Here is a 16,282-nt window from a genome sequence, read left to right as displayed (position 1 = left end):
CGCTTACTTTACAATGCCTTCCAGTAGCGCACGGAAACGTGGCTGCAGGTGGTTAAGCATCATTTGAGTGACAGTTTCGTCAGACAGTTCAACTTCGATATCTTTGTCTTTCAGACGGAAGATAAGCGCTTTGTCGTTGTCTTCATTGACACTGAACGATACGCCTTCACGTAGCATCTCAGCGGCTTGTGCCACAGCAAAGTGCATCAAGGTGCCTTCAGTCAACTCTTCAGGGTTCGAGCTAAGCTCGCTAACACCAACAACTTTGGTTGGTAGTACCACGTCAACCGCTTCTTCGCCGTCTACCGCGTTACGACCTGCTACTTCAAGAATCATCTGCTGAAGTAGTTTTTCGTCAGTCAGCTGTGTACCCACAGTTGCTTGAATCTGCTTCGCGAACTCTTCTTGAAGGAAAGTTTTCAGTTCAAGAATGGCATTACGGTTAGCCATTTCGAACGCTTGCTTACCAGCAGTAGAGATGAAGTCAGCTTCTTTGCGTGCATTGCCAAGGATAAGACCAGCTTTATCACGTGCTTCAGAAACAATTGTTGATGCTTCTTCGCGTGCTTCGCGGATGATTTCATCAGCGGCTTGTTTACCCGCATCTACACCTTCTTGGCGTAGTGTCTCAACCAGCTGCTTAATGCCGGCAGAAACAGGTGTTACATTTTGATTTTCTACAGTCATTTTCTCTTCCCTTAAGCGCCGATGTTAGCACCCATTACTAGCGCGAATACGAACGCAAATACAGAGAAACCTTCTACGATTGCAGCTGGTGCGATAGATAGACCGAATACTTCAGGCTTATTCTTAGACGCGTTGATTGCTGCAGATACTGCTTGACCCTGGTAGATAGCAGAGAATAGAAGTGCAAGACCAGTCATTAGACCGATACCGAATAGACCGCCTGCTGTTGCATCAGAAACACCGATACCAGACAGAGTAAACATAATTACGATACCGTAGATAACCTGAGAAGACGGCATCGCTGATAGACCGATGTATTTACCGTAACCAGATTCTACGTCTAGCATAGCGCCACACGCTGCTTGACCAGCAATAGAACAACCGATAGCTGAACCGATAGCACCTAGTGCAACAGGAGCGAAAGCACCCAACCAACCCAGTGCAATAATTAATGATTCCATTTCTTAATCCTCTTTCTTACGAAAAGCTTTGAATGGGTATCCTTCGTCGGATAGACCCCAGTTAACAAATTCAATTACATTCAGACGCATGCCGTGAACAACACCACTCATAATACAAAGTGCAAAGTTCAGAACATGGCCAAGTAGCAGTATCAGGCCACCGAATAACACACCTGAAACAGGTTGTGCTTCAACGACTTGACCGGCCAGTGAGTTAAATGTCATCGCCAGTGACGCACCTGACAGACCCAATGCGAATAGACGCATGTAGCTGAGAATGTCACCAAACGCGCTGGTGATGTTATAAATCGCTTTAGCACCATCCAGTGCACGTAGTAGTAGGTCTTTGCGGTTATTAACCGGACGATCACTACTGAATACACACACAAGGCCAGCACCGCCAAGCATAAAGATCACACCGAAGAACTTACCAAGCCACGCCCAGATTGTTCCGGTCATACCGAACCACAGCAACATGCCGCCGAACATCAATGCTGCCCAACCCAATGGCGCTAGCGCTTTTGGACTTGGTCGATTGATGTAGGCTGTCATCACGTTGGCGATGATCAGGTGTGCTACACCTATGAAGACTGACAACTTCATCATGGCGTCGTAGTCATTCATATCGATGATATGGAAGAAACTTAAGAAAGATCCTTCACTTGGTGTCATACCAAAGTAACTGCCTGCTAGCACACCCCAGACGATACCAAGACCTGACATAAACAGACCGAGGTTCATCAAGCGTTTGCCAGACGTCGATGCGAGTAACTTGTCTTTAAAGAACAAGATAATCAGACCGAAGATGGCACAGTACATGGCATCGTTCATGATCATTGCGAAGAACAATGAGAATGAATAGAACACCAAATTGCCTGGGTCCCACTCGCGGTAGTTAGGTGTTTGGAAGAAGCCCATGGCTTCCGCACCACCACCAGTCAGATCAGAATTTTCCAACATTGTTGGTGGCTGATCTTCGTCTGATGGCTCTTCAAACACCACGGCCGCACCGTAGGCATCAGCAAGTTCAATCACGGTTTCTTGCGCGTCGACAGGCACCCAGCCTTGGACGAGGAAGAACTCGCCTTCATCCTGCACGCCCGAAGAGGCTAGCAGAAGTTCAGCACGGTCTTGGCTTGCTGCAAGTGACTGGCTTAATGGATAAATCCAGCGAGTCAAAGCTTCTCGCTCTGCATATAAGTCTTCAAGGTGCTGCTCAGAGATTTCCAAGTGCTCTTGAACTTCTGGCAAACAATGCTGACCTACGTGAGAACGTTCAACTGGCAGAAGACCTTCTTCCGGCTCAGATTCAGATACAACGATGATGTATGCATTCTTCTGATCGCGGTGGACTTCTTGCCACGGTAGTTCTAGCTCTGCCAAATCAGAGAATTTCTTCAATGGCACGACATAGAACCAAAAGCGCAAGTTATTGATGCTGCTCAGCTCAGGAAGGTCGAAATCTCCCCAAGGGCGCAATAACTGCAGGCGCTCTTTTAAAAGGTCACGCTTATCTTGCTGTTGGCGAATACTTCGCTTGTTTTCAAGAATTTGTGCAACCAATTCATCAATGTCCACTAGCTCTTTGTCGCGAACTGGACGACGACGACGCTCGACGCGGCTTAGCCACGCTAGCGCTTCACTAGCTTCCGTTGGTTGTTGCATAGCTAGGGCACGGTTAGATTGCGCATTGTCTTCACTAAGTGGGACAAGGTGCATACAACCTAATGCCTGCAGAGCCATGAGAATATCGTCACGGCGTGACGCCTGACCGCCTAAGGTCAATCGATTTAGGCGTTTAATACTCATGCTTGGCCTCCCTGCGTTTTCGCTTGTTGAGCCAACACTTTCTGCTTAGATAGCTTCGCGTTCATAACCGCAGCACGATCCTGATCAGACAGGTAAATGCCAATGCGCTTGATGCTCTCTTTCGTTTCTGGGATCAGAACTTTCGAGAACAGGTTCACACGCTGGCTGGTGATGCGTGTTGCTTCACGGATAAGTTCGTAACGCTTTTGATAAACAGAAAGTTCAACACGTAATCGAACCATCTCTTTCAATTGGCGTACGACGCTATCTACCCAGTGTGGGCGAGCGAGATAACTGTATGGAGTCACTTCAATGTCGATATCTTCGACTAGAGGGACTCGGCAACCAACAATGTTCTGTGTAACGAGCTTGACGTTGTTCACCTTCACAAGGTTATTCACGTTGATCTCTTTACACGCAAGCATAGGAATTGCTTCTTCAACGATTTTGCGCAAATCCGCGACACGTTGTTGGGCTTCATTTAAAGCCACTTCAGCTTTCTTACGCTCGAGCATGAGTTGTTGGCGTTTCAGTTCCAACGCAGGCAGGTAGCGGTTATACGTCTTTAAACTGCGCTTCTGTTTATTCAGCGAGCTTTTGTTCAGTGCTACCTTTGCCATGGATTACTCCTCAGTGGTGTCTGCTGGCAGACCCAATTGCTCTGGGTTTGGCCAGTACTTCTCTAGCAGGCTGTCTTTGATCAGCGTCTCTTCTGGATCAAAACATTCTGCTAGCACTTTCCAACTGAAGTCCAAGGCATCTTCCAACGTCATGTCCACGTCAAGTGTCATGAAGTTGTCGCGGAAGTATTTACCGAACTTGAGGGTCTTTTTATCGTACTCAGATAGCTCGAAAGCCATCGCTTGTTTCTGCTGAGCTTCAACAGAATCAGAGTAGAAACGAATCATCACAGACATAATGGCGCTGTGGTCTTCACGCGTTTCTTTACCGACAACCATCTGCTTCAGACGAGAAAGAGAACCGAATGGGTCCAATACGCCGTCGTGCAGGTAGAACTGACCTTCAGTGATGTAACCGGTGTTATCCGGAACTGGGTGAGTTACGTCGTTACCTGGCATGGTGGTTACCGCGAGTAAGGTAACTGAGCCAGCGCCTTTGTAGTCACAGGCTTTTTCGTAACGCTTAGCAAGCTGAGAGTATAGGTCACCCATGTAACCACGGTTTGCAGGGATTTTATCCATTGCAACACCGATCTCTTTCATCGCATCCGCGTAAGAGGTCATGTCTGTGAGAAGTACCAGTACTTTCTTGCCTTCATCTACCGCGAAGTGTTCAGCAACAGAAAGAGCCATGTCCGGAGCAAGTAGACGTTCTACCGTAGGGTCAGACGCCTGGTTTACGAACATAACGGTACGTGACTGTACACCAGCTTCTTCGAACTGAGTTTTGAAGAAGTGGTAGTCATCGAAGATAAGACCCATACCTGCGAATACAACGACATCAGCTTCTGCTTGAATCGCGATACGTGCGAGGAATTTGTTGTATGGTTCACCTGCGACCGAGAAGATTGGAATCTTCTGAGACTCAACAAGGGTGTTGAAGACGTCGATCATTGGTACGTTAGTACGCACCATACGCGAAGCAAGAGTACGGCGAACCGGGTTTACCGATGGACCGTCAACTTCAACTTTTGGATCGGCTTCCAACTCAGGGCCTTTGTCGATCGGATTACCTGCACCGTTAAAGATACGGCCCAGTACGTTCGGCGAGTAAGTCACCTGCATTGGTTGGTCGAGGAAGCAAACTGCAGCGTCGGTCGAAAGACCTTCACAGCCTGCAAATACCTGAAGTGAAACCTCTTCATTGTCAATTTTGATGATCTGCGCAAGTGAGTAGTTCTCACCATTTTGCTCGATCATTGCGAGGTCGCCGAATTTAGCTTTCGCATTGCTAGAAGAGAGATTGGGCACTTCAACCCTGATTAAATCACCAACAATACTGAGTATGTTGGTATAACGTAGTAGACTCTGTGGCATCCCAATTCCTTGATAACTGCCTGAATAAAGAGTTTTCGATTGATGCTCAATCGTGTTGATTTTGGCGGCATCAATGATACACACCACATCAACGTCCGACTAATCTAAAGCGACAAATTTTCAACTTTTTTCAGACTCTGTTAAGTGACAATCATTTTCGCCACTAATTGTTGACACTTGGTTTCATGTCAGTGGCTCGATTATTGCACCTAAGTCTGAAAGCGAGCTGAACTCTATCGCTAAATTTTGCGCACCCGAATTAATGTTAACGAGAAGTTGCTAGAAAGCGTGTTACCCCTCTTAACGCCGTCAAATAGGTTACTGCTATTTGAGGACAAAGATATGCTAGAGGTTTTTCTGTTCTTGTCAAAATGTAACTGTAAGTAATTCGTTTTTCGGTTCTTTCGAGCTTTTAGTTCGGTATTTCCATACATTTACATTTCTACGCCAAAAGTGTGAGGTAGGTCATATTAATGTAAGTGTTTGATTACAATGCTGAATGATTACTGAACCAGGCAGGGGCGTAATGCAACTGATTCGATTGTTATTAATAATTGTGATCAGTGACTCAAAACGGGATTTATTCCCACGAGATTTCCGAGTTCTTATTTTGCAAGTTTATGTAAATGCATAAAAGGTGACATTCCGTTAGGAAAAGTAATTACTGGGTGATATTTGTACGATGGATGTAAAAACGGGCTAAAAATTGCCCGTTTTTGTAAGCGAGGAGGGTTTATTGATTGCTTGAAAATTGTTCGATCTGAGAGAGTGTGGCTTGAAGTTCTTCTACCAGCGCCTGTTGATTTTGTTCATTCCGCTTAACATTTTCTGTATTACCCCAAATAGGCTTGGGCCATGCAACGTCAGTTTTAAAGCGTGCAATGACGTGCCAATGAAGTTGTGGAACGAGGTTGCCGAGTGCGCCTATATTGATTTTTTCAGCGTGAAAGTCTTGTTCAAGTAACTCAGCAATCAGCGCAGACTCTTTAATGAGCTGTTGCTGGTCTTGTTCACTGAGGTGATGTAACTCGGTGATGTTGTTGATGCGTGGCACCAAAATGAGCCAAGGTCCGATAGCTTCGCGACTCAAAAGTACACGGCAGAGAGGAAAATCACCGATGACGCTGGTATCGGCGTCAAGTTGGCTATGAAGCGTGAAATTCATGAAACGAATCCTTTATATCTGTGTGCATGTCACAGGCTGATGAAAAACAAGGCACCCAGGTTGGCGAATATTGGGAGCCAAATTATCTTATTTAGTACGTTATGCTGCCGAAGTGAGGCGATGTATGCAATCAGAATATCAACCCGTTCTAGACTTTTGGTTTGGCGAGTTAGACGGGGAGGTGACACGTACTAACCGAAATGGCTTGTGGTTTGAAGGAAGTGACGCGAACGATGACACTATCCGTGAGCGCTTTCAGCATCTTATTGGAGAGGCCAGCTTAGGAAACTTATGCCATTGGTGCCAAGACCCGCGGGGAACATTGGCACTGATTATTCTGCTCGATCAGTTCTCGCGAAATATTTACCGCGGTTTAGGTGCTGCTTTTCGGCATGATGCTTATGCGCTGGCGGTGTGTAAAAAGGGACTCGCATCCAATCAAGACGATCAACTGACTCCCATTGAAAGGGTCTTTTTCTATCTTCCTCTAGAACACTCAGAAAACATTGATGATCAAGAAGAGAGCTTGTTTCGATTTGATCAACTCAGGAAAAGCGTACAGATTGCAAATCAACAGCTTTTTGAAGGGTTTTATCAGTACGCTCGAAGACACCACGCGGTGATTAATGACTTTGGTCGCTTTCCACACCGAAATGCGGCATGTGGGCGACTGTCGACACGCGATGAGTTGAGTTGGCTTAACGGCACTGGTGAGCGCTTTGGTCAATAAGCGAAGGTTGTATTGATATCGTGGACAATGAAGCGTTTTCTTAAACAAACAAAATAAATGACCGCCGTTTTGGCGGTCTTTTCAGTTAATACACTAAATGTCTTAATTCAGTGGCATGACACGATTTCGACCGAGTTGCTTAGCCTTAAGAAGCTGTTCGTCGGCGCGGTGGATGAAGGTACGAATTTCGTCGCCAGGTTCACGCACGGCAACCCCGAATGAGGCGGTGATGGAATTGATCTTTGCCCCTCTGCGACGATCTTTGAGTACTAGGCGATCGATCTGCTTACGGATCGTTTCTGCTATTTGACGACACGATGCAATCGTCTTGTTTGGTACAATAATGGCAAACTCTTCACCACCATATCGATAGGCTTGAATGCCGTCACGGTTGTTCTCTTGTAGACGACGGCCGACGGCTTGCAGCACTTGATCTCCGAGCAGATGGCCGAACTCATCATTGAATTTCTTAAAGTGGTCAATATCAAGCAGTAGCAGACCAATTTGGTTACCAGTACGAAAATACGCATCCACATCATTATCAAAAGCACGGCGATTGAGTAGGCCAGTGAGTGCGTCTTCATTTGCTTCTTTGCGCGAGTCTTCTAATGCTTCTTTGAGCTTAGAAATCTCTTGGTGAGCATTCTGGATTTGACAGGCGAATGTCTCTGTACTGCGCTCCATATTCCCTGACTCTTGCAATAGCTCACGGACCAAAGTCATGGTCTCTTCCAGTGACAGCCCCTGCTGTTCCGCTTTGGCTAGTCGTTGAAAAGTGCGGTTTATTGCGCCTTTGAAGCTCTGAGTGTCAGACAGCGTATCTGTCATGGTGTGTGACATGTCGATGGTCATCGCTTCCAAGCTCTGTTTGACTTGATCGAGGTTGCGCTCGGTCTGGCTGGAAAGGTGTTGCGCGAACAGTTGGTCACACTGGGTAGGTGTGATCGGTGCCCCTTGCTTCAACGTGTTGTCGATCGCTTGGTTAAGTTGAGGCGTCTGTTGAGATGCATAGGTGTACCATAACGCGTAATTGGTAGGCGTTGTCGGCACCTGATACTTGATCATAAGTGGTACGGTGATCTTCAACAGCTTGGTTGATTCTTCAAAAAGTTCATTTGCCATCAATGGTTTCTCAGCAAAGCTATGTTGAAAACGTTATAGTTTTCAGTGATATAAAAAAGCCCTCTGATTCATACTAGAGGGCTTTTTACACTTAGTCAAAGTCTGTTACTGAGTAATTTTACATTCGCTCTAGGGTGTTAATACCCAATAGGTCGAGACCTTGCTTGATTGTTTTTGCAGTAAGTAGTGCCAATTTCAAGCGGCTCTGCTTAGTGGCATCTTCTGCTTGAAGGATTGGGCAGGCTTCGTAGAAGCTTGAGAAACTACCCGCTAATTCGAACAAGTAGCTACACATAACGTGCGGATGACCTTCGCGAGCAACGGTGGTCACCGCTTCTTCGAATTGTAGGAGTTTAGAAAGCAGTGTTTGCTCTTTCTCATCACCAATAACGATAGGCGCAGTAAGCTCCGCCTCTGCTAAACCTGAACGTTTGAAGATAGAGGCAACACGCGTATAGGCATACTGCATGTATGGGGCTGTGTTACCTTCAAACGCCAGCATGTTGTCCCAATCGAAGACGTAATCCGTTGTACGGTTTTTGGACAGGTCAGCATACTTCACAGCCGCCATTGCTACCGTTGTGGCGATAGTTCGTTTTTCTTCGGCAGCAAGGTCTGGGTTCTTCTCTTCGATTAGCTTACTGGCGCGCTCTTCCGCTTCATCGAGCAGGTCGACGAGGCGGACCGTACCACCTGCACGGGTCTTAAATGGGCGGCCATCTTTACCTAGCATCATACCAAAGGCATGGTGCTCTAGCGAAACAGACTCAGGTACGTACGCTGCTTTACGGACGATGGTCCAGGCTTGCATGAGATGCTGATGTTGACGTGAATCGATGAAGTACAACACGCGGTCAGCATTAAGCTGTTCGTAACGGTATTTAGCACAGGCTAAATCGGTTGTGGTGTAAAGGAAACCACCATCGCGCTTCTGGATGATAACGCCCATAGGCTCACCATCTTTGTTTTTGTACTCGTCTAAGAACACGACTTGCGCGCCGTCATCTTCTTTTGCAAGCCCTTTTGCTTTTAGGTCAGCGACGATTTCAGGCAACATTGCGTTGTACATTGACTCGCCCATCACATCGTCACGGGTCAGTGAAACGTTCAAGCGGTCATAGTTACGCTGGTTTTGCTCCATGGTGACGTCAACGAGTTGCTTCCACATCTTGGCGCAATACTCGTCGCCACTTTGTAACTTAACAACATAGTTACGCGCACGTTCAGCGAAGGCTTCGTCTTCATCATACAGCTTTTTAGACTCACGATAGAAGGCTTCGAGATCAGCAAGCTCCATTGAAACTTCACCCGACGCTTTTTGTACACGCTCAAGGTTAGCGATAAGCATACCGAATTGCGTGCCCCAGTCACCGATATGGTTTGCGCGGACGACGTTATGGCCGAGGAACTCAAGCGTACGAACGACGGCATCACCAATGATGGTGGAACGCAAGTGGCCTACGTGCATCTCTTTGGCTACGTTCGGGGCAGAGTAGTCGACAACAATGGTTTGCTGTTGCTCTGGGGCGATGCCAAGGCGTTGGTCTTTTAGGGCGTTTTCAGCCTGTTCTGCCAGCCATTGCTTTGATAAGAAAATGTTGATGAAGCCGGGACCTGCGATCTCGGTCTTTTCAGCAATGCCATCAAGATCCAGATGTTCCAAGACATTTTGCGCAAATTCTCGAGGATTGGTCCCTAGCTTTTTCGCTACGCCCATTACGCCATTGGCTTGATAGTCACCGAACTGTGGTTTCGCCGATTGGCGAACAGCGGCTGGGCTCCCTTCTGGCGCGCCAGCGGCAACCAAGGCTGCTGCGACTTTATCATTTATAAGTGCTTGGATATTCAATGGATATTCCTTACTGCAATGCTCATCTATGCAGGTAACAACATCAATGCCCGACATCGCAGAGAGGTAAAAAACCACTCATGCCGCGGGCATCGAGATAAAAAGAGAAAGTTAGCGCAATCATAACTGAGATAGGCGGGGTATTTCTATGGCTAATTGTGATCTCGAATAACAAATTTCAGCCAGTCGAACTATTGACGTCTAAACTTGGCATTGAAATTGATGTTTAAACATCAAACTACGTTTAGCGCTGTTTACAGATGCAGAATGCAACACGGGCGATGTCGTCGTGCCGCAGGGCGAACGGATAAGGAGACAGGCATGATAGCAAAGCGTCGAAATCGTTTGACTAGACCATGGATAGTCGCTGTGTTGGTGGCTTGGAGCTTCGCCTTTGCGGTGCAAGCAAAGGATGAGCAGGTTTTGACTTTCGGTATTGTGCCTCAACAGTCAGCAGCGAAGCTTGCCCAGCAGTGGACCCCATTGATAAACGCCTGGAGTGAACTTACTGGATTGCAAATGCAATTTGCGACCGCACCCGATATTCCTACCTTCGAACAAAGACTCGCCGATGGCGAATACGATTTAGCCTACATGAACCCTTACCATTTTACTCTGTTTAGCCAAGCGCCGGGGTACCACGCCGTCGCTAATGCGAAAAACAAACGAATAACGGGGATCATCGTTGCGCATCGAGATTGGCAAGGCCCTCTTGATGACCTGCAGCAAGCGCAAATTGCCTTTCCTGCGCCACGCGCGTTTGCGGCGACGTTATTGACACAGGCAGAGCTCGGTCAATCCGATATTAGGTTTACGCCGCGCTATGTGGGCTCTCACGATTCCGTCTACTTGGCTGTGGCAAAGGGGATATTCCCGGCAGGGGGAGGCATTATGCGCACCTTTAATAGTATTCCAGAAACGTTAAAAAGCCGCTTAAAAGTGATACACAGAACCGCGAGTTACACACCTCACGCGATTGCTATTCACCCCAAGCACAGCGAAGAAATGCGAATGGCGTTGGTGCAAGTGATCGATTTGCTAAATGAGCATCATCATGCCGCGGCTGCGTTTGAAATGTTGAACATACAAGGGTTACAAGCAGCTCAAAACGAGGATTGGAACGATGTGCTGGCGCTCGGTATTAGCAAATAGCCCCGGTTTGCTGGCATTGGTTGATAAGGAGGGGCGATGAGTTTACGACTGAAAACGATCTTAGGCATCGCCTTAATTGAAGCGCTTGTGCTAGCGCTGTTGATCGTTAGCGGATTAACCTGGCTGAAAGAATCGAATGAAAGGCAACTCGTCTCGAGTAGTCAGCAACTCGCCAGTATTTTCTCCAAAGCCATTCGCGACTCTGTCCTCTCCTATGATCTTGCCTACCTCGACAGCTTTGCTGAGTCTGTCGTTCGCGAGCATAATCTGACTTACATTCGCATCTTTGATCGCAATGGCGTCGAGCTCGCGACGCACGGGTCGCTGGGCGAAGTCGAGCTCAATACCTTACCTACCGCGTCCAGTGATGGCGTTTATGATGTCAGCCATAGGATCGAAGTCGACGGACAACAATACGGCACCGTAGCGTTGGGGGTTCGTTCTGACAACTTACAGCTTCTTCTCCGTTATGCCACTACATCGAGTTTAACGATAGCTGGTATTGAGATGGTGTTGGTGGCGTTGTTCTCATTTGCGTTGGGAACCTACTTGATGAAACGTTTAGAACTACTGAAAAAAGGTGTTGAGGAGGTAGGGCGCGCCGGGCCCGGGACGCAAATTGAGGTTAAAGGCAATGATGAGGTTGCACGAGTATGTCGAGCGTTTAACGAAATGTCGCTTTCGCTGGCTCAAGCGCAAGCAGATGTGTCGAACGAGTATGACAAGCGAGTACAGCTCGATCAGCAAGTGACAGTGCTCGCCCAAGTGGCTCAGCATGCGCGTGATGCCATTGTCATTACGGATGCGAATGGAAAAACAACCTGGGTGAATCGGGCATTTGAGTTATTGACAGGCTATACCTTGGTGGACATCAAAGGGCGTTCTCCCGGCGAGTTACTGCAAGGCCGCCAGACCGATAGGCGCACCATTGCCAAGTTGTCTGAGGGCATTCGCACGGCGAGACCTGTGCGGGTAGAGATTCTCAATTATGATAAGTCGGGGATGCCATATTGGGTTGATTTAGATGTGTCACCAGTCATTGACGACGAGACGGGGGAGGTTGAGCGTTTTATCGCTGTGCAGCGTGAAGTCACTGAGCGACGCTATGTGGAACAGCAGCTTGAGAATGCGTTGGATAGAGCAACAAAGGCAACCAAAGCAAAATCAGAATTTCTTGCCAACATGAGTCATGAGATTCGCACGCCAATGAATGCCATCATGGGGATCAGTGAGTTGATGCTTGAAGAGGTCAATGACACTGGTCAGAAAGAGCAACTGAATATTATTCATCAATCGGCGGGCAACTTAGTCAATATCATCAATGATATTCTCGATTACAGTAAAATTGAGGCCGGCAAGCTGACCTTGATTAATGAGCCGTTTGATTTACGTGAAGTACTAGAAAATAGCATGGATGTTTGTGCCTATCATGCAGAGCAAAAAGGGCTGCATCTTTTGGTCGACATTCCATCGCATCTGAATAGTCGTGTTATCGGCGATAAAGGACGTATCAACCAGATCTTATTGAATCTCATTGGTAATGCGGTCAAGTTCACTTCGTCTGGTCATATCAAGCTGTCGATGCGTTGTGAAGATTTTTATCAACATTCTCGTTTTACGATTGCGGTTGAGGACAGTGGCATTGGTATTCCAGCTGATCGCCTACCACACATAATGCGCGAGTTTGAACAGGTAGATAACTCGGCAACGCGGCAGCATCAAGGCACCGGGTTGGGGTTAGCTATTTGTAATCGGCTGGTATCGCTGTTTGGTGGACAACTAAAAGTAACCTCGCGGGAGGGGATAGGCTCACGCTTTGTTTTCTCTATTGAACTGCCTCGAGATGAAAGCGATACCCCTGAAAAGGTGGCAGCAATAAACTATGCTGCACGCGTGCTGTACGTGGATGACTACCAACCGCAGAAAGAGATCGTCTGCCGTGTTTTGCATGATTTAAATGTTGATGTATTACAGGTCGACAGTGTTGAACAAGCCATGATCGAGCTGTTTGACAATCACGTTGCCGTCGACTGGGTGCTGATAGATGTTGGCCGTGATATTGAAAGCGATAAAATCGAGGCGCTTGAAAATCTCTATCAACATTTTAATCACAAGCCTTTACCCATCACGCTTTGTTCGCCCTATCGACTCAAGATCCCTGCAGAAGACGAAGTGCTCAGCTATCTGCATCAGCCTTTAACCCAGACGAAACTCGCCCAGTTGGTCGACAAAATCTCTGCTGACAATCTGGTGATGGCAGCGGGAACGGGGCAATCAAAAAGCGACGTAGAGGAACTGCCTGCTTTGCGGGTGTTGGTTGCAGAGGATAGCCCCATTAATCGACTGTTAGTTGAGAAAATGCTGGCTGGTAGCAATGTTGATCTTTTTATGGCCGAAAATGGTGAACGCGCGTTAATTCAGTATCAGGCGTATGAGCCGGATATTGTGATTACGGATATCTCGATGCCGAAGATGGATGGTTTTGATCTGACAACCGCGATCAGAAGGCTCCAACGCTCGGGGGATTATGCTTGGTGTCCTATCATTGCGTTGTCTGCACATGCTATGGTCGAAGAGCAGCAGAAAAGCTTCGCGGCGGGCATGGACGATTATCTCACCAAGCCCGTTCGTAAGGCGGATTTGATCGCGATGATTTATCGTTGGTCCGCGGTGGGACGAGGAGACATTACCGCGATTAATCGCCATCGCTAGTCAATTTGCGCCTTGTCTGCGATCACAGTGCCCACTTCTCGATGATGTTCTTTAGTTCAGTGAGTTGATAAGGCTTACTGAGAATGTCATCAACACCAGCGTCAAAACAGGCATCACGCTCTGTACGGGTTGTCCCCGCGGTTAACGCGACAATGGGGGCATCGTATCCCTTTGAGCGCAGAATTTTAGTGGCGGTGATACCGTCCATGACAGGCATACGATTGTCCATAAAAATGAGATCGAATTGGTCTTCGTCGCAAACCTCTAGTGCTTCTTCGCCATTGTTAGCAACAACGGGTTGAATACCGAGTTTTCCCATCATGAGGTTGAATATCATTTGGTTGGTCTTTAAATCTTCGACAACCAGCACATTCAAGTGGCTGAGACGGCGAGATCCGACATTTATTTGGGTTTTGTCTTCGACAGTTTCTTGGTGCTCGGGAATCTGAATTGCCACCGTAAAGGTAGAACCAACATCCGGCTCACTCTTGACCTTGATGCTGCCCTGCATCTGCTTGGCAAGCTTATCGCAAATCGCTAAACCCAGCCCAGTCCCCTCATATTCTCGATTGCTGGAGTTATCCACTTGGCTGAAGGGTTTAAAGAGCTTATCGATATCCTCTTGTTTAATGCCTTTTCCGGTGTCTTCGACAGCAAAAATCAAAGAGGGCGCTTGCCAACGTATTTGCACTTTGACGTGGCCTGTTTCGGTGAACTTAATCGCGTTACCAATTAAATTGACAAAGATCTGTTTGATCCGGTCTTCATCACCAAAGAAATAGCTTGGGGTTGCAGGGTGTATTTCAATGTCAAAGTCTATGCGCTGCTCTGAAGCGCGAATGTAGAAAATTCCAAACAGCTTTTCTTTCAATTTTGCTATAGAAAACGGGGCATTAATCAGCTGCAGCATATTGGCGTTCATTTTGCTGTAATCAAGCAGGTCATTGATGACGGATCGCAACAGCTCTCCCGAATAGTTAATCGTATCAAGTAACTTCTGCTGTTCGTTATCGAGCTCTGTGCCATCGAGGAGCTCTGCACCGCCAAGCAAGCCATTCAGAGGTGAGCGCAGCTCGTGATTGATCATCGCGAGAAAGTCACGGGTTGATTTCTCAGACGCTTCGGCGCGCTCTCGATCGTGAATAGCATTGTTTAGGGTGAGTTGGCGGTTTATCGCCGCACACACCATGTCAGCAAGGATTTGAATCTGTTTTTTTACCGTACTGAGTAACAAGCCATCGACTTTGATCACGCATGCGAGTACGCCAAACTGGCGGTGCCCACTAATCAAGGTATAAGCGAAATGATCATCGCGCTGTATCCACCGCTTTCCGATACGTTTTCCTTGCATGATATCGCGAGGATCATAATCGAAGTGGCCAGAGATAAATTGCCCAGACAGCAATCGTTCATCGGTCTCGTAGATATCAAGCATGCAACCGGGTATCACATGTCTATATGTGAAGTTGTTCACGAGATCGGCGAAGATCGGTGAAGAAAGATTTTGATCGAGTAGCTTTTGACTGGTGCGCAGCACCGCACTCTCCAAGTGGGCTTGTAACGCGATGACGGCTGAGCTTTGGTCTATGCGCAGTTTAAGTTGATTGGCATGTTGTTGAAGCAGCTTTTGTGCGTCAAAAAGCTCGCGGCTCTTCTCTTCGAGTAACTGCTCCGCGGCTTTACGTGCTGCTTTCTCTCGCGCAATTTTTCGTTGCAGGAGCGCCTTTTCATCACTATCCATACATCACCGTTTGTGAATCTCAAACTGAATGTGATCTTGTTTGCCATCAATGGCTAGCATGCTGATGTCAACGGTTTCGTTGAAGTGATTTGCACACCCGCGGATTAAGCCGAGGCAGACGCTGCCCATGCAGCGAGATGAATAGTAGTCCATGACCATTTTGTTTGAATCTATGTGGTGAAATTCAAAGCGCGGTGGTACGGCATCGGGATAGAGTTTAATCACCTCTTTATGGATATAGGCCTCAACAGCCTGTAAGAAGGAGAAGGTGTCGGTATTCGATATCTCGTCAAGTGGCATACTGTTATAGAGAGTGTCGAAAACGGCTTCTCCGAATACTTCTTGAAGGGTATCAACCGAAACATCGGTGAGTTTGCTCAGCTCCACAATCAGTTTGACAAGATTAAGGTGGTCATAACTGCCGACTGAGGTGTATATGCCCTCGTCACCTGCATTTTCTAGCATTTTGTCATAGATGGCTAAGCCAAATTTATCTTCAACTAACTCAAGAAACTCGGTAAATATCATTCCCTTCATGTCGACCTCTCACGATTGTACTGGCGGTTGTTTTTACTAAAACGGGATTCGTTGTTAGTAACACTTCTATTAAAAATCATGCCAATTACGCATATGCTTATAGTTTAGCTGCTGTTGGTCGGATTGGTGAAAATGTCTGGTGCTTTTGTCACCGTTTGCTTAGCCATCTTGAGACGCGTACCGAAATGAGAATATCGCAATGCAAACTGACACTGATTACTGAGCGGGTGCAGCGTAGTTAGCCAACCTAGAAGTCTAAGCTTTTGATTAACAATGGTTAAAAAGTTGGACTGAAAATTGCCTAATCATGGTCATTCAAA

General features: G+C 47.2%; 13 protein-coding genes. 3 read left to right on the top strand and 10 right to left on the bottom strand.

Translation table 11 applies throughout. From position 1 onward, the window contains the following. Nucleotides 1–3: 3 nt before the first annotated feature. From TSUB_RS11000 to TSUB_RS10975, 6 genes are all read right to left on the bottom strand, one after another. Nucleotides 4–687, bottom strand: coding sequence for a hypothetical protein (locus TSUB_RS11000; protein WP_087025847.1), 684 nt, complete (start codon nucleotides 685–687; stop codon nucleotides 4–6). A gap of 11 nt (nucleotides 688–698) precedes the next feature. Further along, a complete protein-coding gene (locus tag TSUB_RS10995; RefSeq protein ID WP_087025850.1) occupies nucleotides 699–1,148 on the bottom strand; it encodes an ATP synthase subunit C in 450 nt (149 codons plus the stop codon). A 3-nt stretch (nucleotides 1,149–1,151) separates the two neighbouring features. After that, complete coding sequence (locus TSUB_RS10990; RefSeq protein WP_087025853.1) at nucleotides 1,152–2,957, bottom strand: V-type ATP synthase subunit I; 1,806 nt, start codon at nucleotides 2,955–2,957, stop codon at nucleotides 1,152–1,154. Further along, nucleotides 2,954–3,577, bottom strand: coding sequence for a V-type ATP synthase subunit D (locus TSUB_RS10985; protein ID WP_087025855.1), 624 nt, complete (start codon nucleotides 3,575–3,577; stop codon nucleotides 2,954–2,956). Before TSUB_RS10985 ends, TSUB_RS10990 begins: the two co-directional genes overlap by 4 nt. Nucleotides 3,578–3,580: 3 nt before the next feature. Beyond that, nucleotides 3,581–4,954 (bottom strand): V-type ATP synthase subunit B, encoded by a 1,374-nt coding sequence (locus tag TSUB_RS10980; protein WP_087025858.1) that lies wholly within the window; start codon nucleotides 4,952–4,954, stop codon nucleotides 3,581–3,583. Nucleotides 4,955–5,687: 733 nt separating this feature from the next. Beyond that, nucleotides 5,688–6,119 (bottom strand): HIT domain-containing protein, encoded by a 432-nt coding sequence (locus TSUB_RS10975; RefSeq protein WP_087025861.1) that lies wholly within the window; start codon nucleotides 6,117–6,119, stop codon nucleotides 5,688–5,690. 124 nt (nucleotides 6,120–6,243) lie between these two features. On the opposite strand from TSUB_RS10975, the gene TSUB_RS10970 reads away from it, so the two are divergent. After that, nucleotides 6,244–6,849 carry a DUF924 family protein gene (locus TSUB_RS10970; RefSeq protein ID WP_087025864.1) on the top strand — a complete coding sequence of 202 codons (606 nt, stop codon included), beginning with the start codon at nucleotides 6,244–6,246 and terminating at the stop codon, nucleotides 6,847–6,849. A 102-nt stretch (nucleotides 6,850–6,951) separates the two neighbouring features. On the opposite strand, the gene TSUB_RS10965 is transcribed toward TSUB_RS10970, so the two are convergent. Together TSUB_RS10965 and argS are read right to left on the bottom strand one after the other, a co-directional pair. Further along, nucleotides 6,952–7,971 (bottom strand): GGDEF domain-containing protein, encoded by a 1,020-nt coding sequence (locus TSUB_RS10965; RefSeq protein ID WP_087025867.1) that lies wholly within the window; start codon nucleotides 7,969–7,971, stop codon nucleotides 6,952–6,954. A gap of 118 nt (nucleotides 7,972–8,089) precedes the next feature. After that, the gene (argS, locus tag TSUB_RS10960) at nucleotides 8,090–9,820 is read right to left on the bottom strand and encodes an arginine--tRNA ligase (RefSeq protein ID WP_087025869.1); all 1,731 of its coding nucleotides are present in this window, start codon (nucleotides 9,818–9,820) and stop codon (nucleotides 8,090–8,092) included. A gap of 321 nt (nucleotides 9,821–10,141) precedes the next feature. Here argS and TSUB_RS10955 point away from each other — a divergent pair, with 321 nt between their 5' ends. After that, nucleotides 10,142–10,972 carry a phosphate/phosphite/phosphonate ABC transporter substrate-binding protein gene (locus TSUB_RS10955; RefSeq protein WP_087025871.1) on the top strand — a complete coding sequence of 277 codons (831 nt, stop codon included), beginning with the start codon at nucleotides 10,142–10,144 and terminating at the stop codon, nucleotides 10,970–10,972. Nucleotides 10,973–11,008: 36 nt separating this feature from the next. Next, entirely contained in the window at nucleotides 11,009–13,684 is a 2,676-nt protein-coding gene (locus TSUB_RS10950) for a hybrid sensor histidine kinase/response regulator (RefSeq protein ID WP_087025873.1), read from the top strand. Nucleotides 13,685–13,706: 22 nt separating this feature from the next. On the opposite strand, the gene TSUB_RS10945 is transcribed toward TSUB_RS10950, so the two are convergent. Next, nucleotides 13,707–15,425: an ATP-binding protein gene (locus TSUB_RS10945; RefSeq protein WP_087025875.1), complete on the bottom strand. Its 1,719-nt coding sequence runs from the start codon at nucleotides 15,423–15,425 to the stop codon at nucleotides 13,707–13,709. Nucleotides 15,426–15,428: 3 nt separating this feature from the next. Continuing rightward, entirely contained in the window at nucleotides 15,429–15,962 is a 534-nt protein-coding gene (locus TSUB_RS10940; RefSeq protein WP_087025878.1) for a heme NO-binding domain-containing protein, read from the bottom strand. Nucleotides 15,963–16,282: the final 320 nt, after the last annotated feature.

Origin of the sequence: Thaumasiovibrio subtropicus, assembly GCF_019703835.1 — a bacterium.
GTDB lineage: Bacteria > Pseudomonadota > Gammaproteobacteria > Enterobacterales > Vibrionaceae > Thaumasiovibrio > Thaumasiovibrio subtropicus.
The sequence above is the reverse complement of the archived record's forward strand: the minus strand, read 5'-3'. Positions and strand labels throughout refer to the sequence as shown.